Annotated in this window: 16 protein-coding genes and 1 pseudogene; 9 read left to right on the top strand and 8 right to left on the bottom strand. The window is 75.6% G+C overall.

Going from position 1 to position 17,166, the window contains the following annotated elements:
* Window positions 1-139 precede the first annotated feature (139 nt).
* From P3H78_RS01770 to P3H78_RS01760, 3 genes are all read left to right on the top strand, one after another.
* Window positions 140-787, top strand: a complete 648-nt coding sequence (locus P3H78_RS01770; protein WP_276106915.1) for a DUF4360 domain-containing protein — start codon at window positions 140-142, stop codon at window positions 785-787.
* Between the two features lie 101 nt (window positions 788-888).
* Window positions 889-2,301 carry a hypothetical protein gene (locus P3H78_RS01765; RefSeq protein ID WP_276106913.1) on the top strand — a complete coding sequence of 471 codons (1,413 nt, stop codon included), beginning with the start codon at window positions 889-891 and terminating at the stop codon, window positions 2,299-2,301.
* Between the two features lie 90 nt (window positions 2,302-2,391).
* Window positions 2,392-3,870: a hypothetical protein gene (locus tag P3H78_RS01760; protein WP_276106912.1), complete on the top strand. Its 1,479-nt coding sequence runs from the start codon at window positions 2,392-2,394 to the stop codon at window positions 3,868-3,870.
* 23 nt (window positions 3,871-3,893) lie between these two features.
* On the opposite strand, the gene P3H78_RS01755 is transcribed toward P3H78_RS01760, so the two are convergent.
* Both P3H78_RS01755 and P3H78_RS01750 read right to left on the bottom strand, forming a co-directional pair.
* Window positions 3,894-4,076, bottom strand: a complete 183-nt coding sequence (locus tag P3H78_RS01755) for a DUF397 domain-containing protein (protein WP_276106911.1) — start codon at window positions 4,074-4,076, stop codon at window positions 3,894-3,896.
* Window positions 4,073-4,933: a helix-turn-helix domain-containing protein gene (locus P3H78_RS01750; RefSeq protein WP_276106910.1), complete on the bottom strand. Its 861-nt coding sequence runs from the start codon at window positions 4,931-4,933 to the stop codon at window positions 4,073-4,075. Before P3H78_RS01750 ends, P3H78_RS01755 begins: the two co-directional genes overlap by 4 nt.
* 130 nt (window positions 4,934-5,063) lie before the next feature.
* On the opposite strand from P3H78_RS01750, the gene P3H78_RS01745 reads away from it, so the two are divergent.
* Window positions 5,064-5,561 carry an ATP-binding protein gene (locus P3H78_RS01745; protein ID WP_276106909.1) on the top strand — a complete coding sequence of 166 codons (498 nt, stop codon included), beginning with the start codon at window positions 5,064-5,066 and terminating at the stop codon, window positions 5,559-5,561.
* A gap of 32 nt (window positions 5,562-5,593) precedes the next feature.
* Here P3H78_RS01745 and P3H78_RS01740 read toward each other — a convergent pair whose 3' ends face one another.
* Window positions 5,594-6,640 (bottom strand): trypsin-like serine peptidase, encoded by a 1,047-nt coding sequence (locus tag P3H78_RS01740; protein WP_276106908.1) that lies wholly within the window; start codon window positions 6,638-6,640, stop codon window positions 5,594-5,596.
* A gap of 153 nt (window positions 6,641-6,793) precedes the next feature.
* On the opposite strand from P3H78_RS01740, the gene P3H78_RS01735 reads away from it, so the two are divergent.
* A complete protein-coding gene (locus P3H78_RS01735) occupies window positions 6,794-7,717 on the top strand; it encodes a hypothetical protein (protein WP_276106907.1) in 924 nt (307 codons plus the stop codon).
* 64 nt (window positions 7,718-7,781) lie between these two features.
* Here P3H78_RS01735 and P3H78_RS01730 read toward each other — a convergent pair whose 3' ends face one another.
* Together P3H78_RS01730 and P3H78_RS01725 are read right to left on the bottom strand one after the other, a co-directional pair.
* Complete coding sequence (locus P3H78_RS01730; protein ID WP_276106906.1) at window positions 7,782-9,617, bottom strand: pyridoxal phosphate-dependent aminotransferase; 1,836 nt, start codon at window positions 9,615-9,617, stop codon at window positions 7,782-7,784.
* A gap of 221 nt (window positions 9,618-9,838) precedes the next feature.
* A pseudogene (locus P3H78_RS01725) lies at window positions 9,839-10,610 on the bottom strand (ABC transporter permease subunit); the annotation flags it as partial.
* A 130-nt stretch (window positions 10,611-10,740) separates the two neighbouring features.
* On the opposite strand from P3H78_RS01725, the gene P3H78_RS01720 reads away from it, so the two are divergent.
* Entirely contained in the window at window positions 10,741-11,550 is an 810-nt protein-coding gene (locus P3H78_RS01720) for an SCO2400 family protein (RefSeq protein WP_276106905.1), read from the top strand.
* A complete protein-coding gene (locus P3H78_RS01715; protein ID WP_276106904.1) occupies window positions 11,538-11,717 on the top strand; it encodes a hypothetical protein in 180 nt (59 codons plus the stop codon). Before P3H78_RS01720 ends, P3H78_RS01715 begins: the two co-directional genes overlap by 13 nt.
* A gap of 12 nt (window positions 11,718-11,729) precedes the next feature.
* Here P3H78_RS01715 and P3H78_RS01710 read toward each other — a convergent pair whose 3' ends face one another.
* On the bottom strand, window positions 11,730-12,167 hold the full coding sequence (locus tag P3H78_RS01710) for a MarR family winged helix-turn-helix transcriptional regulator (protein ID WP_276106903.1): 438 nt from the start codon (window positions 12,165-12,167) through the stop codon (window positions 11,730-11,732).
* Window positions 12,168-12,278: 111 nt separating this feature from the next.
* Between P3H78_RS01710 and P3H78_RS01705 the strand changes: the two genes are divergently transcribed.
* Entirely contained in the window at window positions 12,279-13,301 is a 1,023-nt protein-coding gene (locus P3H78_RS01705; RefSeq protein ID WP_276106902.1) for an NADP-dependent oxidoreductase, read from the top strand.
* Window positions 13,302-13,448: 147 nt separating this feature from the next.
* Here the strand turns inward: P3H78_RS01705 and P3H78_RS01700 are convergent, their stop codons facing one another.
* Window positions 13,449-14,612 carry a serine hydrolase domain-containing protein gene (locus P3H78_RS01700; protein WP_276106901.1) on the bottom strand — a complete coding sequence of 388 codons (1,164 nt, stop codon included), beginning with the start codon at window positions 14,610-14,612 and terminating at the stop codon, window positions 13,449-13,451.
* 172 nt (window positions 14,613-14,784) lie between these two features.
* Between P3H78_RS01700 and P3H78_RS01695 the strand changes: the two genes are divergently transcribed.
* On the top strand, window positions 14,785-15,666 hold the full coding sequence (locus P3H78_RS01695) for an EI24 domain-containing protein (RefSeq protein ID WP_276106900.1): 882 nt from the start codon (window positions 14,785-14,787) through the stop codon (window positions 15,664-15,666).
* Between the two features lie 13 nt (window positions 15,667-15,679).
* On the opposite strand, the gene P3H78_RS01690 is transcribed toward P3H78_RS01695, so the two are convergent.
* A complete protein-coding gene (locus P3H78_RS01690; protein ID WP_276106899.1) occupies window positions 15,680-16,945 on the bottom strand; it encodes a pyroglutamyl-peptidase I in 1,266 nt (421 codons plus the stop codon).
* Between the last annotated feature and the right edge of the window lie 221 nt (window positions 16,946-17,166).

Raw genomic sequence — 17,166 nt, 5'->3', positions numbered from 1 at the left:
GCTCCCGGCCTTCACGCTCGGTCCATGGTTCCTCCACGGGCGGGGAGTGTGTGTGCCGCGTTCTTGGCATGCCCATGTCTATCGACGGCGCCCCGGGACCGGGACCGCCGCACCCCCCACGGAAAAGAATGGGAGAACCATGGCTGGTGGACTGCTCGTGAGCGGCGCGGCCGCCGCGCTCCTCACCACCGCGCTGCTGCCCGCGCACTCCTCCCCGGTGGTGACCGACCCGCCCCCGGACAAGATCGTCATCGACGTCGCCACGGTGAACGGCTCCGGCTGTCCCCAGGGCACGGCCGCCGTCGCCGTCTCCCCGGACAACACCGCCTTCACCGTCACCTACAGCGACTACCTCGCCCAGGCCGGCGGCAACTCCGACCCGACGGCCTTCCGCAAGAACTGCCAGCTCAACCTGGTCGTGCACGTCCCGCAGGGCTTCACCTACGCCGTCGCCAGCGCCGACTACCGGGGCTTCCTCTCGCTCCAGCCCGGCGCGAGCGCCACCCAGAAGGCCTCGTACTACTTCCAGGGCTCGTCGAGCACGGCGGCCCGCACCCACCCCTTCTCCGGCTCCTACAACGACGACTGGCAGGCCACCGACACCACCGACTGGGCCCAACTGGTCTGGGCCCCGTGCGGAGTCCTGCGCAACTTCAACATCAACACGGAGCTGCGGGTCAACGCGGGCTCCTCGCCCGGCAAGGTCAGCTTCATGACGATGGACTCCACCGACGGGGACATCAGCACCGTCTACCACCTCGCCTGGAGGCAGTGCCCGGCGTCCTGACCGGAGGGTGGGGCGGCCCGGCACCGGGCCGCCCCACCGTCCGCCCGGCCGCTCCCGGGCCGCGGCGCAACCGACCGGCCGCCGGGCGAGTCTGACCCTGCATGGGCATCGGACGGGCGGGCGGGAAACGGTGGTACGCGGCGGCGGCCTGCGCCGCGGCACTGGTGGCGGCCCTCGCGGGGGCCGTGACCCTCGGCAGCGGCGGGACCGGCACGCCCGGCCGCGCGGCCACGGGGAAGGGTGTCCTGACGATCCGATCCGCGCTGAACGTCTTCTACCTGCCGCGCTTCGGCCCGCCCGACGGGGCGCCCCTCGCCCCCGAGTACACCGTCGACCTGGAGGCGTCCGCGGCCCGGCCCGGCGGCGGCCCCGGAGCCGTCAGGAAGGTGCGGCTCTCCTTCGACCTCTCCGCCTTCAGGGGCAGGGCGGAGATCTACGGGGTGCACCGGGGCTACGGCTGCGTCCGCCACGGCTTCCGGGTCGACTGCTCCCCCGGGGACATCGGGTTCGGCGAGGGGGCCGTCTTCCTCCCCTTCTCCGTCAAACCCCTGCCCGACACCGCCCCCGGGCCCGCCGGAACCGTCTCGATGACCGTGCGCAGCGCCGACGCGCCCACCCTCCACCACACCACCCGCGTGATCGTCGGCTCGCCCTTCCTCACCGCCCGCCGGTACGACCGCCCGGTCACCGGAGTGCGCCCCGGGGGCGAGGTCCGCCTCACCCCGGGCTTCGGCAACAAGGGGGACACCGGTGTCGACGGCGGAGTCACCCTCCTGCTCTCGGCCACGGAGGCCACGCTTCCGCTCCGGTACGCGAACTGCCGCTACGACAGGCCGCGGTGGGCCACGCGGGCGCAGTGCGACCTGCCCGGCCCGTTCCCCGCGGGCTCGGCGTACGAGACCGACCGCCCCGTCGTCGCGGTCACCGACCGGACGGCGAAGGAAGGCAGCGTGGGCTTCGGCATCCAGCGCACGGTGGATCTCGATCCGCTGGACCGGCTGCCCGCGTCGGCTCCGCGAGGCACCGGTGCACGCCTGGGGCTGCGGCCCGTCGACGGCAGCGACTTCACCGCCGACAACGTCTTCCGGAGCAAGGGCGCCGGCGGAGCCCTGAAGTTCGGGACCACGACGAAGAACGACGTCGAGGCCGTCGGCTTCACCATCAAGGGCAGGGTCGGCCAGGTGGTCGACGTGCCCGTCCCGTACCCGAGAGGCGCCGGCTGGACCTGGAAACCCGGGTACGCAAAGCTGCAAGTGACCCTTCCGGAGGGCGTCGACCTCGTCACTGTGCCGCCGGAGAGTCACTCGAGCGACTTCCTCTACTGCTATCCGGGCGCGCACGCACCCGACCCCGTCGTCTGCCCCGGCCCGGAGGCGGGCGGCACGCTGATGCGGGTGCGCATCGACCGGCGCGTCGACGGGGCCCGCGGCAGCGTCACCGTCCCGTCCGACCCGGCCGAGGACCCCGACCGCGACGACAACACGGCACCCGTGCGCGTCGAGTACGTCGAGTAGCGTCCGGCGCGGGGGAGTGCGCGCGCCCCCGGCGCGGTCGGCCGCGCCTGAGGGGGCAACCCTGAGTACTCGTCGTTCGTCTGACGCCGTATGAGCCGATGGTGGGGGAGTCAGCGGACCTGGCCGTGGCGGTACCTCGCCGCCGGCGGTGCGGCGCTGGTCGTGCTCGCGGTCGTCCTGGCGATCGTGACGAGCGACGGCGCCGGGCGGCACCCGGACCGTGCGGGTGCCGCGCGTCCCCGCACTCCGTACCCGAGCCCGGCCGCGGCACAGGTCGTCACCCCCGCGGCCGCGTCGTCCGGCCCGGCCGTCCTCACCTTCCGGTCCGCGCCGAACGTCTCCTACCTGCCCCGCCACGGCACCTTCGACCGGGCGCCGTACGCCCCCGACTGGGAGCTCGACCTGGCGACGTCCGCCTCGGGCACGGGCCCGCCCCGCAGTCCCGAGCTGACGGTCGACCTGTCGGGCCTGGCCGGGAAGGCGGAGATCGACTGGGTGGACAAGGCATGGGCGTGCAGCCGTTCGGGCCTGCTGGTGCGGTGCGACCTGAGCCGGGGCACGCGATGGAACTTCTCTCCGTTCTCCCTCAGGCCCGCCCCCGGAGCGGTCCGGGGCGCTACCGCGAGGGTCACCGCGACCCTGCGCGCCGCGGGCACGCCCACCGTCCGGCACACCACCCGGGTGATCGTCGGCGCGCCCGTCCTGACGGCGCGGGAGCGGTACCCCGATCTCGCCGGCGTCCGCCCCGGAGGCCGGGTGGGGATCACCCCGGCCTTCGGCAACAAGGGGGACACCGGCGTCCGTGGCGGCGTCAGCGTCGTGGTCACCGCCGAGGGGGCCGCCTTCGTGAAGCGGTACCGGAACTGCCGCTATGGCACGGTCGGGCAGGAGCCCAGGGCGCAGTGCGACTTCCCGGGACCGCTGGCGGCGGGGGCGGCCTTCGAGACGGACGCCCCCCTGTCCGCCACGGCCGGTGCCGACACGCGGAGCGGGAAGCTCAGCTACTTCGTGTACCGCACCACCGACGTGTCCACGCTGTCCGCCGTCCCCGCCACGGCCCCGCACGGCACCGGCGCGGCCCTGCGGCTGCGGCCGGTCGACGGCGGCCCGCTCACCGACCGCGGCGACCCGGCGCGCAGCGACAGGGCCGACAGCTTCGGGGTGGCCTTCGCGACCACGCGCGTCCACGACGTGACGGCCGTCGGCTTCACCATCAAGGGCAGGGTCGGCCAGGTGGTCGACCTGACCGTGCCGTACCCCGAGGGCGACGACTGGGGCGCCGGCGGGTCCCGGTCCGCCACGATGCGCGTGGTGCTGCCGCCCGGCCTCACCCTGGTCGAGGTGGGCCCCGGGGAGCACGAGAGCGACATCCCCTACTGCTACGCGAACCCCTCGGGCGACGGCTCCGTCCTGTGCCCGGGACCCGCGGCGCCCGGCACCGGCCTGCGGGTGCGCGTCGACCGGCGGGTGGAGGGCGCCCGCGGCACCGTCACCGTGACCTCGGACCCGGCCACCGACCCCGACCAGGCGGACAACACCGCCCCGGTCACGGTGGAGTACCTCCCCTGAACCGCGGGGGAGGCCACCGCGGTTCACCGCGCCGCGTACGCCAGGAAGTCGGCCCACCCGGCGGGCGACACGGCGAGCCGGGGCCCCTGCCGGTCCTTGGAGTCCCGGACGTGGACGACGGAGGGGGCGAGGGCGACCTCGACGCAGTCGCCCTGACTGCCGCTGCTGTGGCTGCTTTTGAACCAGACCAGTCGGGACGTGTTCATAGCGCTCCTCGCATCCGCTCCAGCAGGCGCCGGGAGTCCTCGGGAGTCAGGGCCTGCGAGCGCAGTTTCGCATACCGCTGATGGAGCACGCTGATCTCTTTCGGATCGGAGATGAGGCGGCCGTTGTTCTGCCCCTCGGAGTACGCGAACCAGTGGTGCTCCGGCGTCTCCAGCAGTTGCAACGGGCCGTCGAGGCCCGCGTGGACGGGCTGGCACAGCGGCATCACCTGGACCTCGACGTTCCCGTACCCCTCGCCCACCTCCAGCAGGCGGCCGACGACCTCCCGCGTGACGTCCGGCCCGCCCGTCTGCCGCTCCAGCACGGACTGTTCGACGATGAAGCTGAAGGCGCACGGCGGCCTGCGCCGCGCCGACAGCAGCTCCTGGCGCGCCAGTCGCGCCGCGATCCGCTCGGCGAGCTGCTCCCCGTCCGGGATCGGCGGCACGCTCGTCGCCATGGCCCGCGCATACGCCTCCGTCTGCAACAGGCCCGGCACCACCCGGCATTCGTAGGTGCACAGGGTGACCGCCACCTGCTCCATCCGCGCCCACTGCCGGAACCAGGCCGCCAGGCCCGGCTGCCGTGCGAGGTGGCCGGCCGCCCTGCGCAGCGCCCCCGTGTTGCCGAGGGCCTCCTCCGCCCGCTCCACGAACGCCGGATCCGGCATCCGCCTGCCCAACTCCACGGACGCCACCGTGTGCCTGGAGTACCGCACCCGCGCGCCGAACTCCTCGCGGCTCAGCCCGGCGTGCTCCCGCAGCCCCTGGACCACCGCCCCGAACGTCCGCAGACTGTCGGACGACTCCGGCTCCCCGCCCGAACCCGCACCACCCGTAACCGCCACGCCGTCGACCACCGTCGGTCACCTCCCGCGACCATGCTCACGGAGGGTCATCGGTACTGTCCAGTGGGTGACCGCGTACGCTCGTCCCGCGTACGCGGCGCCGGCCTGGTGAAGTGGACCGCCGGGGCGCCAGATTGGGCGCATGCCAGCACGCACGACTCCCCGAGATCCGGTCACCGTACGCACGTTCGTCCGGCGGTTCGGTGCCACACCCCGCGGTGCCCGGCTCGCCCGGCACCTCGTCCTGCGCCGGCTCGACGCCTGGCGGATCCCGCACGGCTCGGCCCCGTCCGACGCGGTCGCCGTGATCGTGGCCGAACTCGCCGCCAACGCCGTGACCCACGGACGGGTCCCCGGGCGCGACTTCGAGGTGAGGCTGTCCCTGGTGACGGGCGGCGTCCGGGTCGAGGTGACGGACACCCGGTCCGGGCCACCGCTCCCGCCGGGCCCCCGCGACCTGCGACCGCCGGACCCCCTGGCCGAACGCGGCCGCGGTCTCGCCCTCGTCGACGCACTCGCCGCCCGCTGGGAGGTGTGTGAGCGCGTCCCCCCGCCCGGCAAGACGATCCGCGCCGAGATCGACCTGCCCCCCGGCTGGCACCGCCGGCGCGTCCCGGACCGCGACGCGGTGCCGGAGTAGCGCCGGTCCGTCGGCGGGCGGACGGGGCGGGGTCAGCGGGTGGTCGCCGCGGGGTGGTACGGGGGTCTGGTGCCGACCGGGCGGTGGGCGGCCGCGTCGGCGAACAGGGCCTGGGCGTCCTTGCCGTAGAGCGGGGCGTACGTCACCCAGTCCACGTCGCCGCCGGCGAGGTACCCGCCCGTGTTGCCGATCAGCCTGCCGCGGCCGGTGGCGCGGTCGTAGCCCTCGATCCACGGGCCGCCGGAGACGCCTCCGTAGAAGCCGGTGCAGAGCATGCGCATCTGGCGGTAGCCGGACAGGCGCGTGGTGGTGACCGGGCAGCGGATCGCCCGGTGCCTGGGGTTGACCGAGGCGGAGCTGGGATAGCCGATGACGGTGACCTTGCGGATGTAGCCGGTCGAGGGCGTGAAGGCCAGCGCGCCCGTGAGGTCCTCCACCCTGCCCCGGCCGTTGGCGCCGACCCGGGCGAAGGCCAGGTCGAGGTCGGAGGTCGCCGCCCTGGTGTTCGTCGTGTAGCGCGGGTCGATGTACGTCGTCGTCACGGGGAAGACGCCGAAGGGCTGGGCGGCGGCGGACCGCCCGTAGCGGTACTGCGGCACGAAGACGCGGTGCGTGGCCCTCTCCAGGCCGCGGCCGCAGTGGCCCGCGGTCAGCACGATGTCGTGGGCCGCCGTGTGGACGACGCTGCCCGTGCAGTACGTGCTGCCGCCCCCCAGCGGCCTGCCGTCGAAGAAGAAGGTGCCCACCATCGGGTGGCCGTTGAAGTGCTCGGGCGCGGGCGTGCCGGCCGGCGGGCCGTGCCGCGCACCGGCACGCAGGGGCGGCGGTGCGGCCGCGTCGGCGGGGACCGCGCGGGCCATGCGGTCCGCCGTCCAGTACGTCTCCTCCGCGCGCAGGCTCCGCAGGGCCGTGGAACCCGCCGTGACCGCCGCCGGGCCGCGGACCCCGGCACCCACGGCGGACGCGGCGGAGGCCGCCGGCACCGTGGCGCCCGGTGCGGCCGGCGCGGCTCCGGTGCCGAGCGCGCCGGCGCACAGGCCGATCGCGAGGGCCGGAATCCATCTGGAGCTGGAACTCAACGAAGTGTCTTCCCGTCTTGGAGGGAGCCGAACGTCCGGGCGGATCCGATCCCCGTCATCGCGCACACGTTCGACGCGAGAGTCGGCAGCGTTCCGTCACACCCTGCCTGACGGAACATCAGAAAACGGACAGACAGGCGGATGATGGGGCGAATGTGCACGGCGGCGGTCGCGACACTGCCGCTCCTGCTGCACGCGCTGACGGCCGGGACCGCCTCGGCCGCGCCCGCGGATCCCGCACCCCCGCCGCTGCCCCTGCCGTACAGCGGCGTGCGGTCCGTGCACCCGGGCGACACGCTGGCCGTGGCCGCCCGGACCGGACGGCTCGCCGACGGTGAGGCCGTCGACTCCGCGGCCTTCCTCGCGCCGGGCCGCCTGCGGATGATGGCGCCCGTGCTGACGGCGGCCGTCACCGTGGCCTGCGACGTGCGCCCCGGCACGTACCCGGTCCGGCTCACCGCATCCCGGGGCGACGCCGAACGCCCGCCCGGGCAGGGCGGCTTCTGGGCGCGCGTGCGCGTCGAACCGGCCGGGGCGGCGGCCCGCCGCGCCTGCCGGAAGAAGGTCGAGCGGCTCCCTCCGCCCGAACGGGAGGAACGCTGGGCGCCCGGCACCGGCTGGCCCCAGACCGAGTGGGACGTCCGGACCTTCCGCGCCGGCAGCCGTGTCGCGGTCACGGACGACTTCGACGAGGGCCTGGACGGCGAAGTCGCCCTGACCTCGGAGGCGTTCACCGGCCGGGTCGTCCTGCGCGGAGCACGCGCCGTCCTCACCGCGACCGCGGTGATCCGGTGCGGGGCCGCGCCGGGCCTGTACCCGGTGTACCGGCACGGCCCGGGCGGCGCGGCGGACCCGGACCCCTGGGCCCGGCTCCGCGTCGCCGCCGCGCCTCCCGGAGCCGTCTGCCCCCCGCCGCAGGCCGACGGCCGCGGCTCGGCCCTCGCGGCGGCCGACCTGGCCGGCTGGACCGCGGGCGGCGCGCTGCTGGCCGGCACGCTCACGATCCTCCTCACCCGCAGGACCCGGTCCCGCCGCCGCACGGAGGTTCCGGGCACACCGCCGCCCGCGGACGGCTGAGACCCGGACCCCGGCACGGGTCCGGGTCGCCGTCGCGCCCCGTTCGGCGCACGGTCCGCGCCGCCTACCCGGCCTGCCCCATCCCCGCCGCGTTCGGCCAGTTCTGCGGGCTCGGCCAGCCGGTGGCGGGGGCCGGGGTGAGGCCGGAGGGCGGGGCCGTCATGCCGCGGACCTGGGCCGCGGTCAGGCCGCCGCGGGCCGGGACCCCGGCCGGGGTCGGTCCGGGCAGGGCGGCCGCGGGCGGCTGCACGGCACCCGGCACCCCCGGGACCGGCACCGGACTCGGCAGCCGGTCCGGGCCCGGCACCGGTGCCGCCGCCGGCATGGGCGGTACGGGCTGCAGGGGCGGGGCGGGTTGCAGGGGCGGGACCGCGACCGCGGGCGCGACCGGCTGCGGGAGCGGCGGAAGCCGCTGCGCGGCCGCCGGCACCGGCACCGGCACCGGCACCGGCATCGGCGGCGGCATCGGCGGCGGGGCCGCGGGCTGCGGTGGGGACGGGGGCCGGACCGGCGCCGCGGGCGGCACCGTGGGGAGCGGCTGCTGCGGCGCCTGGGCCGGCAGCGGCATCCCGCCGTCCTGCTGCGCGGGCGGCGCGGCGACCGCGGCGGCCGGAAGCGGCACGCCGGTGCCGGCGGCCGGCGCGGCGGGGAGTCCCGGCGCGGCACCGGCGGACCGGCCGGGCTGCGCCCGCAGGCCGGAGCCGTTGGTCTCGCTGACCAGGCGGTCGACCGCCGCCGTACCCGAGCTGTAGCCGGTCCCGAGGCCCGGCTCGGGCACGGCGGCTCCCCTCCTGGGCTCGTAGAGCACCGACTCCAGGCCGGACACCAGGCGGCGCACGTCGGCCTGGGGGCGCACCACGAGCCGCAGGAAGCGGCTGGAGGAACCGATCTTGTTGCCGCACTCGCGGACCAGGATCCGGTGCTCGGCGAGCATCCGGTCGCGGACCACGGTGCCCTCGGCGCCCACGGGAAGGCGCACGAAGAGGAAGTTGCCCTGGGAGGGGTAGACCGTCAGGCCGGGCAGCGTGGCCAGGTGGGCGGCCATCTCCTGGCGGTCGTACCGCACCTGCGCCAGGCTCTGCCGGTACAGGGCGGCGTTCTCCCGCAGCATGAACACCACCTGCTCGGCGAGGGAGTTGACGTTCCGCTTCGGGAGCATCGCGCGGATCCGGCCGGCCAGCGCCGGGTTGGCGACCAGGTAGCCGAGGCGGACCCCGTGCAGGCCGAGGTTCTTGCCCAGGCTGCGCAGGACGACGACGTTGGGGCGGAGCATCGCCTCCTGGACGACGCTCGCCTCGCCCTCGGCGTCCGCGAACTCCAGGAAGCACTCGTCGACGACGATCAGGTCCAGGTCCGCCATCGCGTCGAGGAACTGCACGACACTGTGCCGGGGCAGGAAGCCGCCGTCGGGGTTGTTCGGGTTGCAGACCACCGCGACCCGGGTGCCCCGCTTGCGCAGGAACTCCGCGTACACCCCCGGGTCGAGCGCGAATCCGCCCGACTCGGGCAGCGGGAACATGTCGACCCGCTTGCCCGTCTCCATCGGCTGGTCGGTCCAGCGGCCGAAGGTGGGGACGGGGACGGCGAGCGACTCACGGACCATCAGGTGGTCGATCCAGGTGATCAGTTCCGTCGAGCCGTTGCCCAGGGCCACGCACTGCGGGGGGAGCTGGAGCAGCCCGCACAGCTCCGCGGCGATCGTGTCCGAGCCGCTCGGGTAGGTGGTGGCGATGTCCCGCAGGCGGGCCGCCATCTCCTGGAACATCTCCGGGGTGGGGAAGTACGGGTTGCAGGGGACGCTGAAGTCCATGGGGCCGGTCCCGTCACCCTCCCGCGCCGGTGCCCCCGACGGGCCGGCGGCCGCGGTGCCGCGGAACAGCGAGGTGACGTTGTCGGCCATGGAACCTCCGTGCGGGGCGGGCCCGGCCGGGGGACGGCCGGGCCCGTCTGTGGGGGCGGCCCGCGCGGGGGAGCGCGGGCCGCCCATGGATACGGAGGCGGACACGGTGGCGTTCAGCGTGCGCCGGCGCACCGGCGGGGGCGACCCCGGCCGCGGCACGCCCCCCGCGCCGTGCCGCGGCCGCCGGAGTCCCCGGCACGCCCCGGCGCCGTGCCGCGGCCCTACGGGCCGGACCTGCGCTTGTCCCACACGTCGAAGCCGACCGCCACCAGCAGGGCCGGCCCCTTGATGACCTGCTGCCGGTCGGTGCCGACGCTCAGCAGGTTCATGCCGTTGTCGGGCACGCCCAGGACGAGACCGCCGATGATCGCGCCGAGGACCGTGCCGACCCCGCCGCTCGTCGAGGCGCCGCCGATGAACGACGAGGCGATCGCCTCCAGTTCGAAGTTCACCCCCCGCCTTCGGCGACGCCGCGTTCAGCCGGGCGGCGACCACCAGGCCGGCCAGGGCGGCCAGGACGCCCATGTTGAGGAACACCTGGAAGGTGACCCGCCGGTCCTTCACGCCGGACAGCTTCGCCGCGGGCAGGTTGCCGCCGATGGCGTGGATGTGCCGGCCGAAGACGGCGTTGCTCATCACATAGCCGTAGCCGGCCACCAGGACGCCGAGGACGATCAGCGCGATCGGCGCGCCCTTGTGGCCGGCGAGCAGCAGGGTGAGCGCGAGGACCGCGGCGACCAGGGCGGCCGGCTTCACCGCGAACAGCTGCGGGGGCGGCACGTCGAGGGAGAACTCCCGCTGCCGGCGCCGGTCCCGCACCTCCTGCCGCACCACGGCGGCGATCAGCACCAGGCCGAGCAGCATGGTGAGGTTGTGGTAGCCGGTGGCGGGGCCGACCTCCGGAAGGAAGCCGTCGCCGATCCGCTGGAGGCCGTCCGGGAAGGGGCCCAGGGTCCGCCCCTGGAGAAGGATCTCCGTCAGCCCGCGGAAGAGCGGAGCGTGTCAATGGGGCGCGCGCGTCACGGTTTCGGCGGGTCCCGCGAGAGTTTCTTCCGATCTCCCACAGAACCTTCACAGAGGTGCCTAGGAACGTGACCGGCCGGGAACTTACTCTTCCCGCGTCATGGACTACTGCCACCCGTGCCGACGGCACCTCAACGGCGCCCTCGCCTGCCCCGGGTGCGGCGCACAGGCCCGGACCCCCGCCCTCCCCGCGGAGCCCGTCGACGGGCACGTCCCGGCCGACGGGGCGGCCGAGCCCCCCGAGGGGGAGGAGGGTGCGGACCCCGGCGGCGGCCACGGCGCCCCGCTCGGACGCGCGGCCCGGCGCCGCGGCCAGGGCCGGGCCCGCGGACGCGGGCGAGGCCGCGCCGAGGACGAGGGCGAGGACGAGGACGCACCGACGGGCGCGGCGGCGAGCCGGCGCGACCGGAAGGCGGCGGCGCACCGCAGGCGCCGGCGCCGCATGCTCCTGCTCACCGCCGGGTTCGTCCTGGCCGCGAGCGCGCTGAGCCTGGCCGAACTCGGCGTCGACGCACCGGGTCTGCCCGGGTTCTCCAGCCCCGACTCGGCCGCGGCGGGCGACCCGGGCGGCGGCGCCACGTCCTCGGCGGGCAAGGGCGGGGCGGTCCGCCCCGTCGGCGACACCTCGCCCGGCGCGGGGACGGGCACGGCCTCGCCGGACGCGTCGGCCTCCCCGTCGGCGGCGAAGCCCTCCGGCACCGGCAGCCCGCAGCCGAAGGCGAGTGCGTCGCACGCGCCGCAGCCGACGGCCACCGCGACGGCGGACGCGGGCGGGGGCGCCGCTCCGGCCCCCACGACCGCGCAGGCCCCGCCGCCCGCCTCCGGCCCGGCCACCCCGGCCCCGTCCGCCCCCGCCCCCCAGCCCACCCCGACCCGAAGCTGCCGCCGCTTCCTGTGGTGGTGCTCCTGACCGCCGCGCACCCCGCAGCCCTGCGCCGCGCCCGTGGCCGGGCGGCGCTGCGGGCGCTGGGTGGGCTCCTCGCCGGCCGGGCCGGCGTCCCGGGCCGCCGCGGCGCCAGGCCCACCTGGGGCCCGCCCGCCCGGGTCGCGCCGCACCACCTCACGGCGACGGGCTGACCGCCGCCCGCGTCACCCCGCCAGCATCCGCCGCAGGAGGTCCCGCAGGGACCGCCGCTCCTCCTCGGAGAGGCCCGCGAGCGGTTCGTGGGCGAAGCGGAGGCCCTCGCGCAGGTCGAGGGCCATCCGCTGGCCCTCCTCCGTGGCCGCCGCCAGCTTCACCCGGCGGTCCGCCGGGTCCGGGCGCCGCTCCACCAGGCCCCGCGCCTCCAGCCGGTCCACGATGCCGGTGACGTTGGACGGCTCGCACTTCAGCCTCTGGGCCAGCTTGCGCATCGGCAGCGACTCCAGTGACAGCAGGTTCAGCAGCCGCGCCTGCGCGCCGGTGAGGGCGTGCTGGCCGGCCGCTTCCTCGTAGTCCTCGTGGAACCGGGTCACGACGTCGCCGATGAGCTCGACGACCTCCATGGTCAACGGGTCCGGGCGGCGGGTCTGTGGTGGAGTGGCCATGAGGTTCAGACTACCCCTTTACTTGACATCCTGAAATATTCAGGAGCATGGTTGTTTCAGGTACTGAAGTATTCGCCGGTCTCCCCGGCCGTCACCAGGAAGGGCGCATCCATGTCCGACACCCCCACTCTCCCCGCCGTCAGCCGTGAATGGCACCTCGTGAACCGTCCGACCGGCTGGCCGAAGCCCGAGGACTTCGCCCTGGTCGAGGTGGAGCTGCCGCAGCCGGGCGAGGGCCAGGTACTCGTGCGCAACACGTACGTCTCCGTCGACCCGTACATGCGGGGCCGGATGAGCGCGGCCAAGTCCTACGCGGCGCCGTACGGGCTGAACGAGCCGATGCAGGGCGGAGCCGTCGGCGAGGTCGTCGCCTCCCGCGCCGAGGGCGTCGCCGTCGGCGACCACGTCCTTCACTTCGGCGGCTGGCGCGAGTACGCGGCCGTCGACGCCGCGCAGACCGTCAAGGTCGACCCGGCGGCCGCCCCCCTGTCCGCGTACCTCGGCGTCCTCGGCATGACCGGCCTCACCGCCTACGCCGGCCTGCTGCGCACCGCCGCCTTCAAGGAGGGCGACGTGGTCTTCGTGTCCGGCGCGGCGGGCGCGGTGGGCAGCCAGGTCGGCCAGATCGCCAAGCTCAAGGGCGCCTCGCGCGTGATCGGCTCGGCCGGCTCCGACGAGAAGGTCAAGCTGCTGGTGGAGGAGTACGGCTTCGACGCCGCCTTCAACTACAAGAACGGCCCGGTCGGCGAGCAGCTCCGCGCCGCCGCCCCCGACGGCATCGACGTCTACTTCGACAACGTCGGCGGCGACCACCTGGAGGCCGCCATCGGCTCCCTCAACCTCGGCGGCCGGATCGCGGTCTGCGGCATGATCTCGGTCTACAACAACACCGAGCCCGCCCCCGGCCCGCGCAACCTCACCCGGCTGATCCAGACCCGCGGCCGCATCGAGGGCTTCCTCGTCGGCGACCACTACGACCTCCAGCCGCAGTTCGTCCAGGAGGTCGGCCCGTGGGTCGCCTCGGGCGAGCTGAAGTACCGCGAGACGGTCGTCGAGGGCATCGAGAACAACCTGGAGGCCTTCCTCGGCGTCCTGCGCGGCGACAACACCGGCAAGATGATCGTCAAGCTCTGACCGGCCGCGGCCGTCGTCCCCGGACGGCGACGGCACCGTGACGCCCGCCCCGCCGCGGTCGTTGCACACGACGGAGGCCGCACCCCTGGACGTGGGGTGCGGCCCCTTCGTGCGTCCGCGGCGGCCGCACGGCCCGGGCGCCGGGGGTCAGTCCCGCAGCGCCGCCCGGTGCACCGCACGGGCCAGCCGGCCGTTCTCCGGGGCGGGACCGCGGGTCCGGGTGCCGGGGCGCCGGACGTAGCCGTAGGCCAGACCCACCGCCGGATCGGCGAACCCCTGCGCACCCGCCGCCCCGCTCTGCCCGATCGCACCGGCGCCCAGGAACGGGTGCCAGGTGTCCCCGGTCGCCTCGAAACCCAGCCCGTACGAGGCATGGCCCCGCGTCACCAGGTCGTACCCGGTGGAGTGCAGCTGCCCGAACTCCGCGACCGTGTCCGGTTTCAGCAGCGGCGCCTTCCCGTCGACCTCGCAGACCGCCGCCGCGTACAGCCCCGCGAGCCCGCGCGCCGACGCGACCCCGCCCATGGACGCCGGACCCCGGGCGCGGATCATCCGCTCGTCGGTCAGCCGCTCCGGGCCGGCCGGTCCCGCGCCCTGGCGGTTCAGGGCGACGGAGGCGAGCGTGTGCGGCCCCTCCGGCGGCGCGTCCGACGCGTCCGGCAGCCCCGCCGGTCCCGGCGGGCCGTCGGCCGCCGGGGCCGCGGCGCGGAACCGTGGCTCCCGCGTGGCGGGCAGCCCGAGGAAGAAGTCCAGGCCGTAGGGCACGCGGACCCGCTCCTCGTACAGCTCCTGGAGGGTGTGGCCGGTGGCCCGCCGGACGATCTCGCCGGTCAGCGCCCCGATGACGAGGACGTGGTGGCCGAAGGCGGTGCCGGGCCGCCAGAACGGCCTCTGGTCCGCCAGCCGTTCGGCGACCACCCGGTCGTCGGCGAGCTCCGCGAGGGTGAACCCGGTGTCGGTGCCGACCACGCCCGCCCGGTGCGCCAGCAGGTCGCGCAGGGTCAGCGTCCCCTTGCCCTCCGCCCCGAACTCCGGCCAGTAGTACGTCACCCGGCGGTCCAGCTCCAGCGTGCCGTCCTGCACGAGCAGGGCGACGGCCAGGTGGGCGGCACCCTGGGTCGCGGAGTCCACCCCGTGGAGCGCACCCCCGTCGCCCTGCGGCCCCGCCCACAGGTCGACCACTCTGCGCCCCCGGACATGGGCGCACAGCTGGCCTTCGTAGTCGGGCCGTTCCCCCGCCACGAAGGCGGCGAACTCCGCCCGCACCGATGCGTAGCCGTCGGCGACGGTGCCGTGGATCTCCTTCGTCATCCGCTCTCCTCCACCTGACCCGGGGGGTGCTTCCCCGGATCGGTACGGCGAGGCGCACCTCTTCGACTCAACCGCCCGCGCAGCGAGCCCCGCGTGCCAAGGGTCCGGCGGGCGGCCCGCGGCAGCCGCACCGGCCCCGCATTGATGCCGAACCTCTGGGTAAAGTTTTCCCATGCGTGATCTCGGGGTGGGCTTCGGATATCTCCTGCAGGGCCAGCGATGGATGGCTCGGCACGGCAGGTCCTACGGCTTCGGGCTGCTCCCGGGCCTGGTCACGCTCGTCCTCTACGCGGCCGCGCTCACCTCCCTCGCCCTGTGGGGCGAGGACGCGGTCGCCTGGGCCACCCCGTTCGCCGACGGCTGGCCCGGGCCCTGGTCCGGCCTGTTCCGCGGCTTCCTCACCGCGGTCCTGTTCGCCCTCGGGCTGCTGCTCGCCGTCGTCACCTTCACCGCGGTCACCCTGCTGGTCGGCCAGCCCTTCTACGAGAACCTCTCGGCGAAGGTCGACCGCGACGTGTCCCCGGACGGGACCGCGCCCGAGCCTGACCTGCCGCTCTGGCACGAGCTGTGGATATCCGCCCGGGACGGCCTGCGCATCGTGGTCCGGGCCGCGGTGTGGGGCGTGCTGCTCTTCGCGCTCGGCTTCCTCCCCTTCGTCGGCCAGACGGCCGTCCCGGTGATCGGCTTCTTCGTCACGGGCTTCTTCCTCACCGAGGAGCTCGCCGGCGTCGCCCTGCAGCGCCGGGGCATCGACCTGCGCCCCCGCCTGGCCCTCCTGCGCTCCCGCCGGACGCTGGTCTGGGGCTTCGGCACCCCCCTGGGCCTGGCCTTCCTGGTCCCCTTCGTCGCGGTGCTGCTGATGCCGGGAGCGGTCGCCGGCGCGACCCTGCTCGCCCGCGACCTGCTCGGCGAGGAGACCACCGGCGGCGGGCGGGGGACCGGCACCGGGCACGAGACCGTCACCCCGCACGGGAGCGGTACCGTCACCGGCGCCGGGCGGCCCGGCCCGGCGGGGCCCTCCGCACCGGCCGACGGGACCGGGCCCGCCGCCTGACGCGCGAGGCGGGTCAGCGCCCCGCCCGCTCCCGCGCCGCGGCCTCGACGGCGACCCCCAGAATGGCCCGCACCTGCGCCACGATGTCCAGCTGGTTGCGCACGAACTCCGGGTCGGTGACCGTGCCGGTCGCCGGATCGGTGTTGCCCGCGCCGAACTCCAGCACCGGCGTGTGCACATGGCCGCCCGGCAGCGTGCCGTGCAGCCCCAGGCGGTCGCGCAGCAGCGTGGCCCGGTAGGCGATCTCGTTGGAGAGGTAGTCGCCGCCGCCTCCCGCGCGGGCCGTGGAGCCGGGCGTCGGCCCGTCGGGACGGACGACCGGGTCCGTGCCGCCCGCCGGGACCTCGGTGACCGCGGTGTGGTCGTACACCGGGAAGCGCCCGGTGTCCGCGGCCACGATGTCCCGGTACGGCAGGGTCGTCGTCGTCCACTGCGGCTGCGAGGCCGGATCGGCGACCGGGACGGTCCCGGTGCTGCTCGCGTTCTCGTTGTCGGGGAAGCCGCCGCGCCACGCCCCGTTGGTCCGCTCCACGTCGAACCGGCCGGCCCGGCCCTGGCTCACCGTGGTGAACAGGTCCACGTGCGGCAGGTACGGGCGCAGCGCCCGCTCCACCACCCCGTCGGCGAAGTCCCGCCAGCGCACCGGGAAGACGACGGCCTCCACCCGTACCGGCCCGCCCGGCGTGCGGAGCACCGTGCCGTCCAGGGCCAGCGCGGACGCGCCGGAGGGGTTGGAGATCCGGATGTCCCGGTCCAGTGTGAACGGGTCGAAGCCGGTGACCAGGACCCGCCGCATCGCCCGGCCGGCGGGGAAGCGGACGTCGTCCTGCCCGCGGGAGGTCCGCTCCAGCGTGTCGAGCAGTCCCGCCCGCCGGGGGCCGTCGAGACCGAAGTCCGGCTCCCAGGTGCGCAGCGCTCGGGTCATCGCCAGCCGCGCCCAGTACAGCGGCCGGTCGTCGTCCCGGCTGAGGTCCCCGGCGGCCGGGCCGCGCCCCTGGACCCGGTCCACCGCCCGCCGCCACAGCCCGGACCCGTCCGCCGCGACGACGCGGCGGGCCTGCGCGTAGGAGCGGACCCGGGCGAGCTCGCCGGTGAAGCCGGCGGCCACCGTGTCGAACCCGGACCGCCGGAGGATCTCCTGCGGCACGGCCCCGTCGAGCCGCAGTTCCTCCGCGGTCGGCGCGGGGGCCGGTCCGGCCGTGGCCGCCGCCGCGGGGGTGGTGAGGCCCGCCAGCAGGGCCAGGCCGAGGACGCCGATGCGAACGCGTAGCGCTGTCACGGGAGTTGTGGTCCTTCCGTCGCAGGGGTGCGTACTGCCGGACCGCCGCAGTATCGCGTGACGGAAGGGGCGCCCGCCACGGGGCGTGTCCCGTGGGGCCGGGCGGACCCGTGGGCGTGTGTGAAGGGTTCGTACGAGGTTGCCGCCTGACGGCCGATCACCGGTCACCGTGCCGGTGCGGCGATTAACGTCTGTTCCGGGACAAGCCTCCCACGAGCAGC

The sequence above is a fragment of the Streptomyces tropicalis genome, from assembly GCF_029269835.1.
Taxonomy (GTDB): domain Bacteria; phylum Actinomycetota; class Actinomycetes; order Streptomycetales; family Streptomycetaceae; genus Streptomyces; species Streptomyces tropicalis.
This window is presented reverse-complemented; position numbering and strand designations above follow the sequence as displayed.

What these genes read in the sequence shown, in the direction of transcription:
- P3H78_RS01700 (WP_276106901.1), bottom strand. Translation starts at nt 14,612, where the DNA reads ATGACGAAGGAGATCCACGGCACCGTCGCCGACGGCTACGCATCGGTG.
- P3H78_RS01695 (WP_276106900.1), top strand. Translation starts at nt 14,785, where the DNA reads ATGCGTGATCTCGGGGTGGGCTTCGGATATCTCCTGCAGGGCCAGCGA.
- P3H78_RS01710 (WP_276106903.1), bottom strand. Translation starts at nt 12,167, where the DNA reads ATGGCCACTCCACCACAGACCCGCCGCCCGGACCCGTTGACCATGGAG.
- P3H78_RS01755 (WP_276106911.1), bottom strand. Translation starts at nt 4,076, where the DNA reads ATGAACACGTCCCGACTGGTCTGGTTCAAAAGCAGCCACAGCAGCGGC.
- P3H78_RS01735 (WP_276106907.1), top strand. Translation starts at nt 6,794, where the DNA reads ATGTGCACGGCGGCGGTCGCGACACTGCCGCTCCTGCTGCACGCGCTG.
- P3H78_RS01730 (WP_276106906.1), bottom strand. Translation starts at nt 9,617, where the DNA reads ATGGCCGACAACGTCACCTCGCTGTTCCGCGGCACCGCGGCCGCCGGC.
- P3H78_RS01770 (WP_276106915.1), top strand. Translation starts at nt 140, where the DNA reads ATGGCTGGTGGACTGCTCGTGAGCGGCGCGGCCGCCGCGCTCCTCACC.
- P3H78_RS01745 (WP_276106909.1), top strand. Translation starts at nt 5,064, where the DNA reads ATGCCAGCACGCACGACTCCCCGAGATCCGGTCACCGTACGCACGTTC.
- P3H78_RS01705 (WP_276106902.1), top strand. Translation starts at nt 12,279, where the DNA reads ATGTCCGACACCCCCACTCTCCCCGCCGTCAGCCGTGAATGGCACCTC.
- P3H78_RS01765 (WP_276106913.1), top strand. Translation starts at nt 889, where the DNA reads ATGGGCATCGGACGGGCGGGCGGGAAACGGTGGTACGCGGCGGCGGCC.
- P3H78_RS01720 (WP_276106905.1), top strand. Translation starts at nt 10,741, where the DNA reads ATGGACTACTGCCACCCGTGCCGACGGCACCTCAACGGCGCCCTCGCC.
- P3H78_RS01760 (WP_276106912.1), top strand. Translation starts at nt 2,392, where the DNA reads ATGAGCCGATGGTGGGGGAGTCAGCGGACCTGGCCGTGGCGGTACCTC.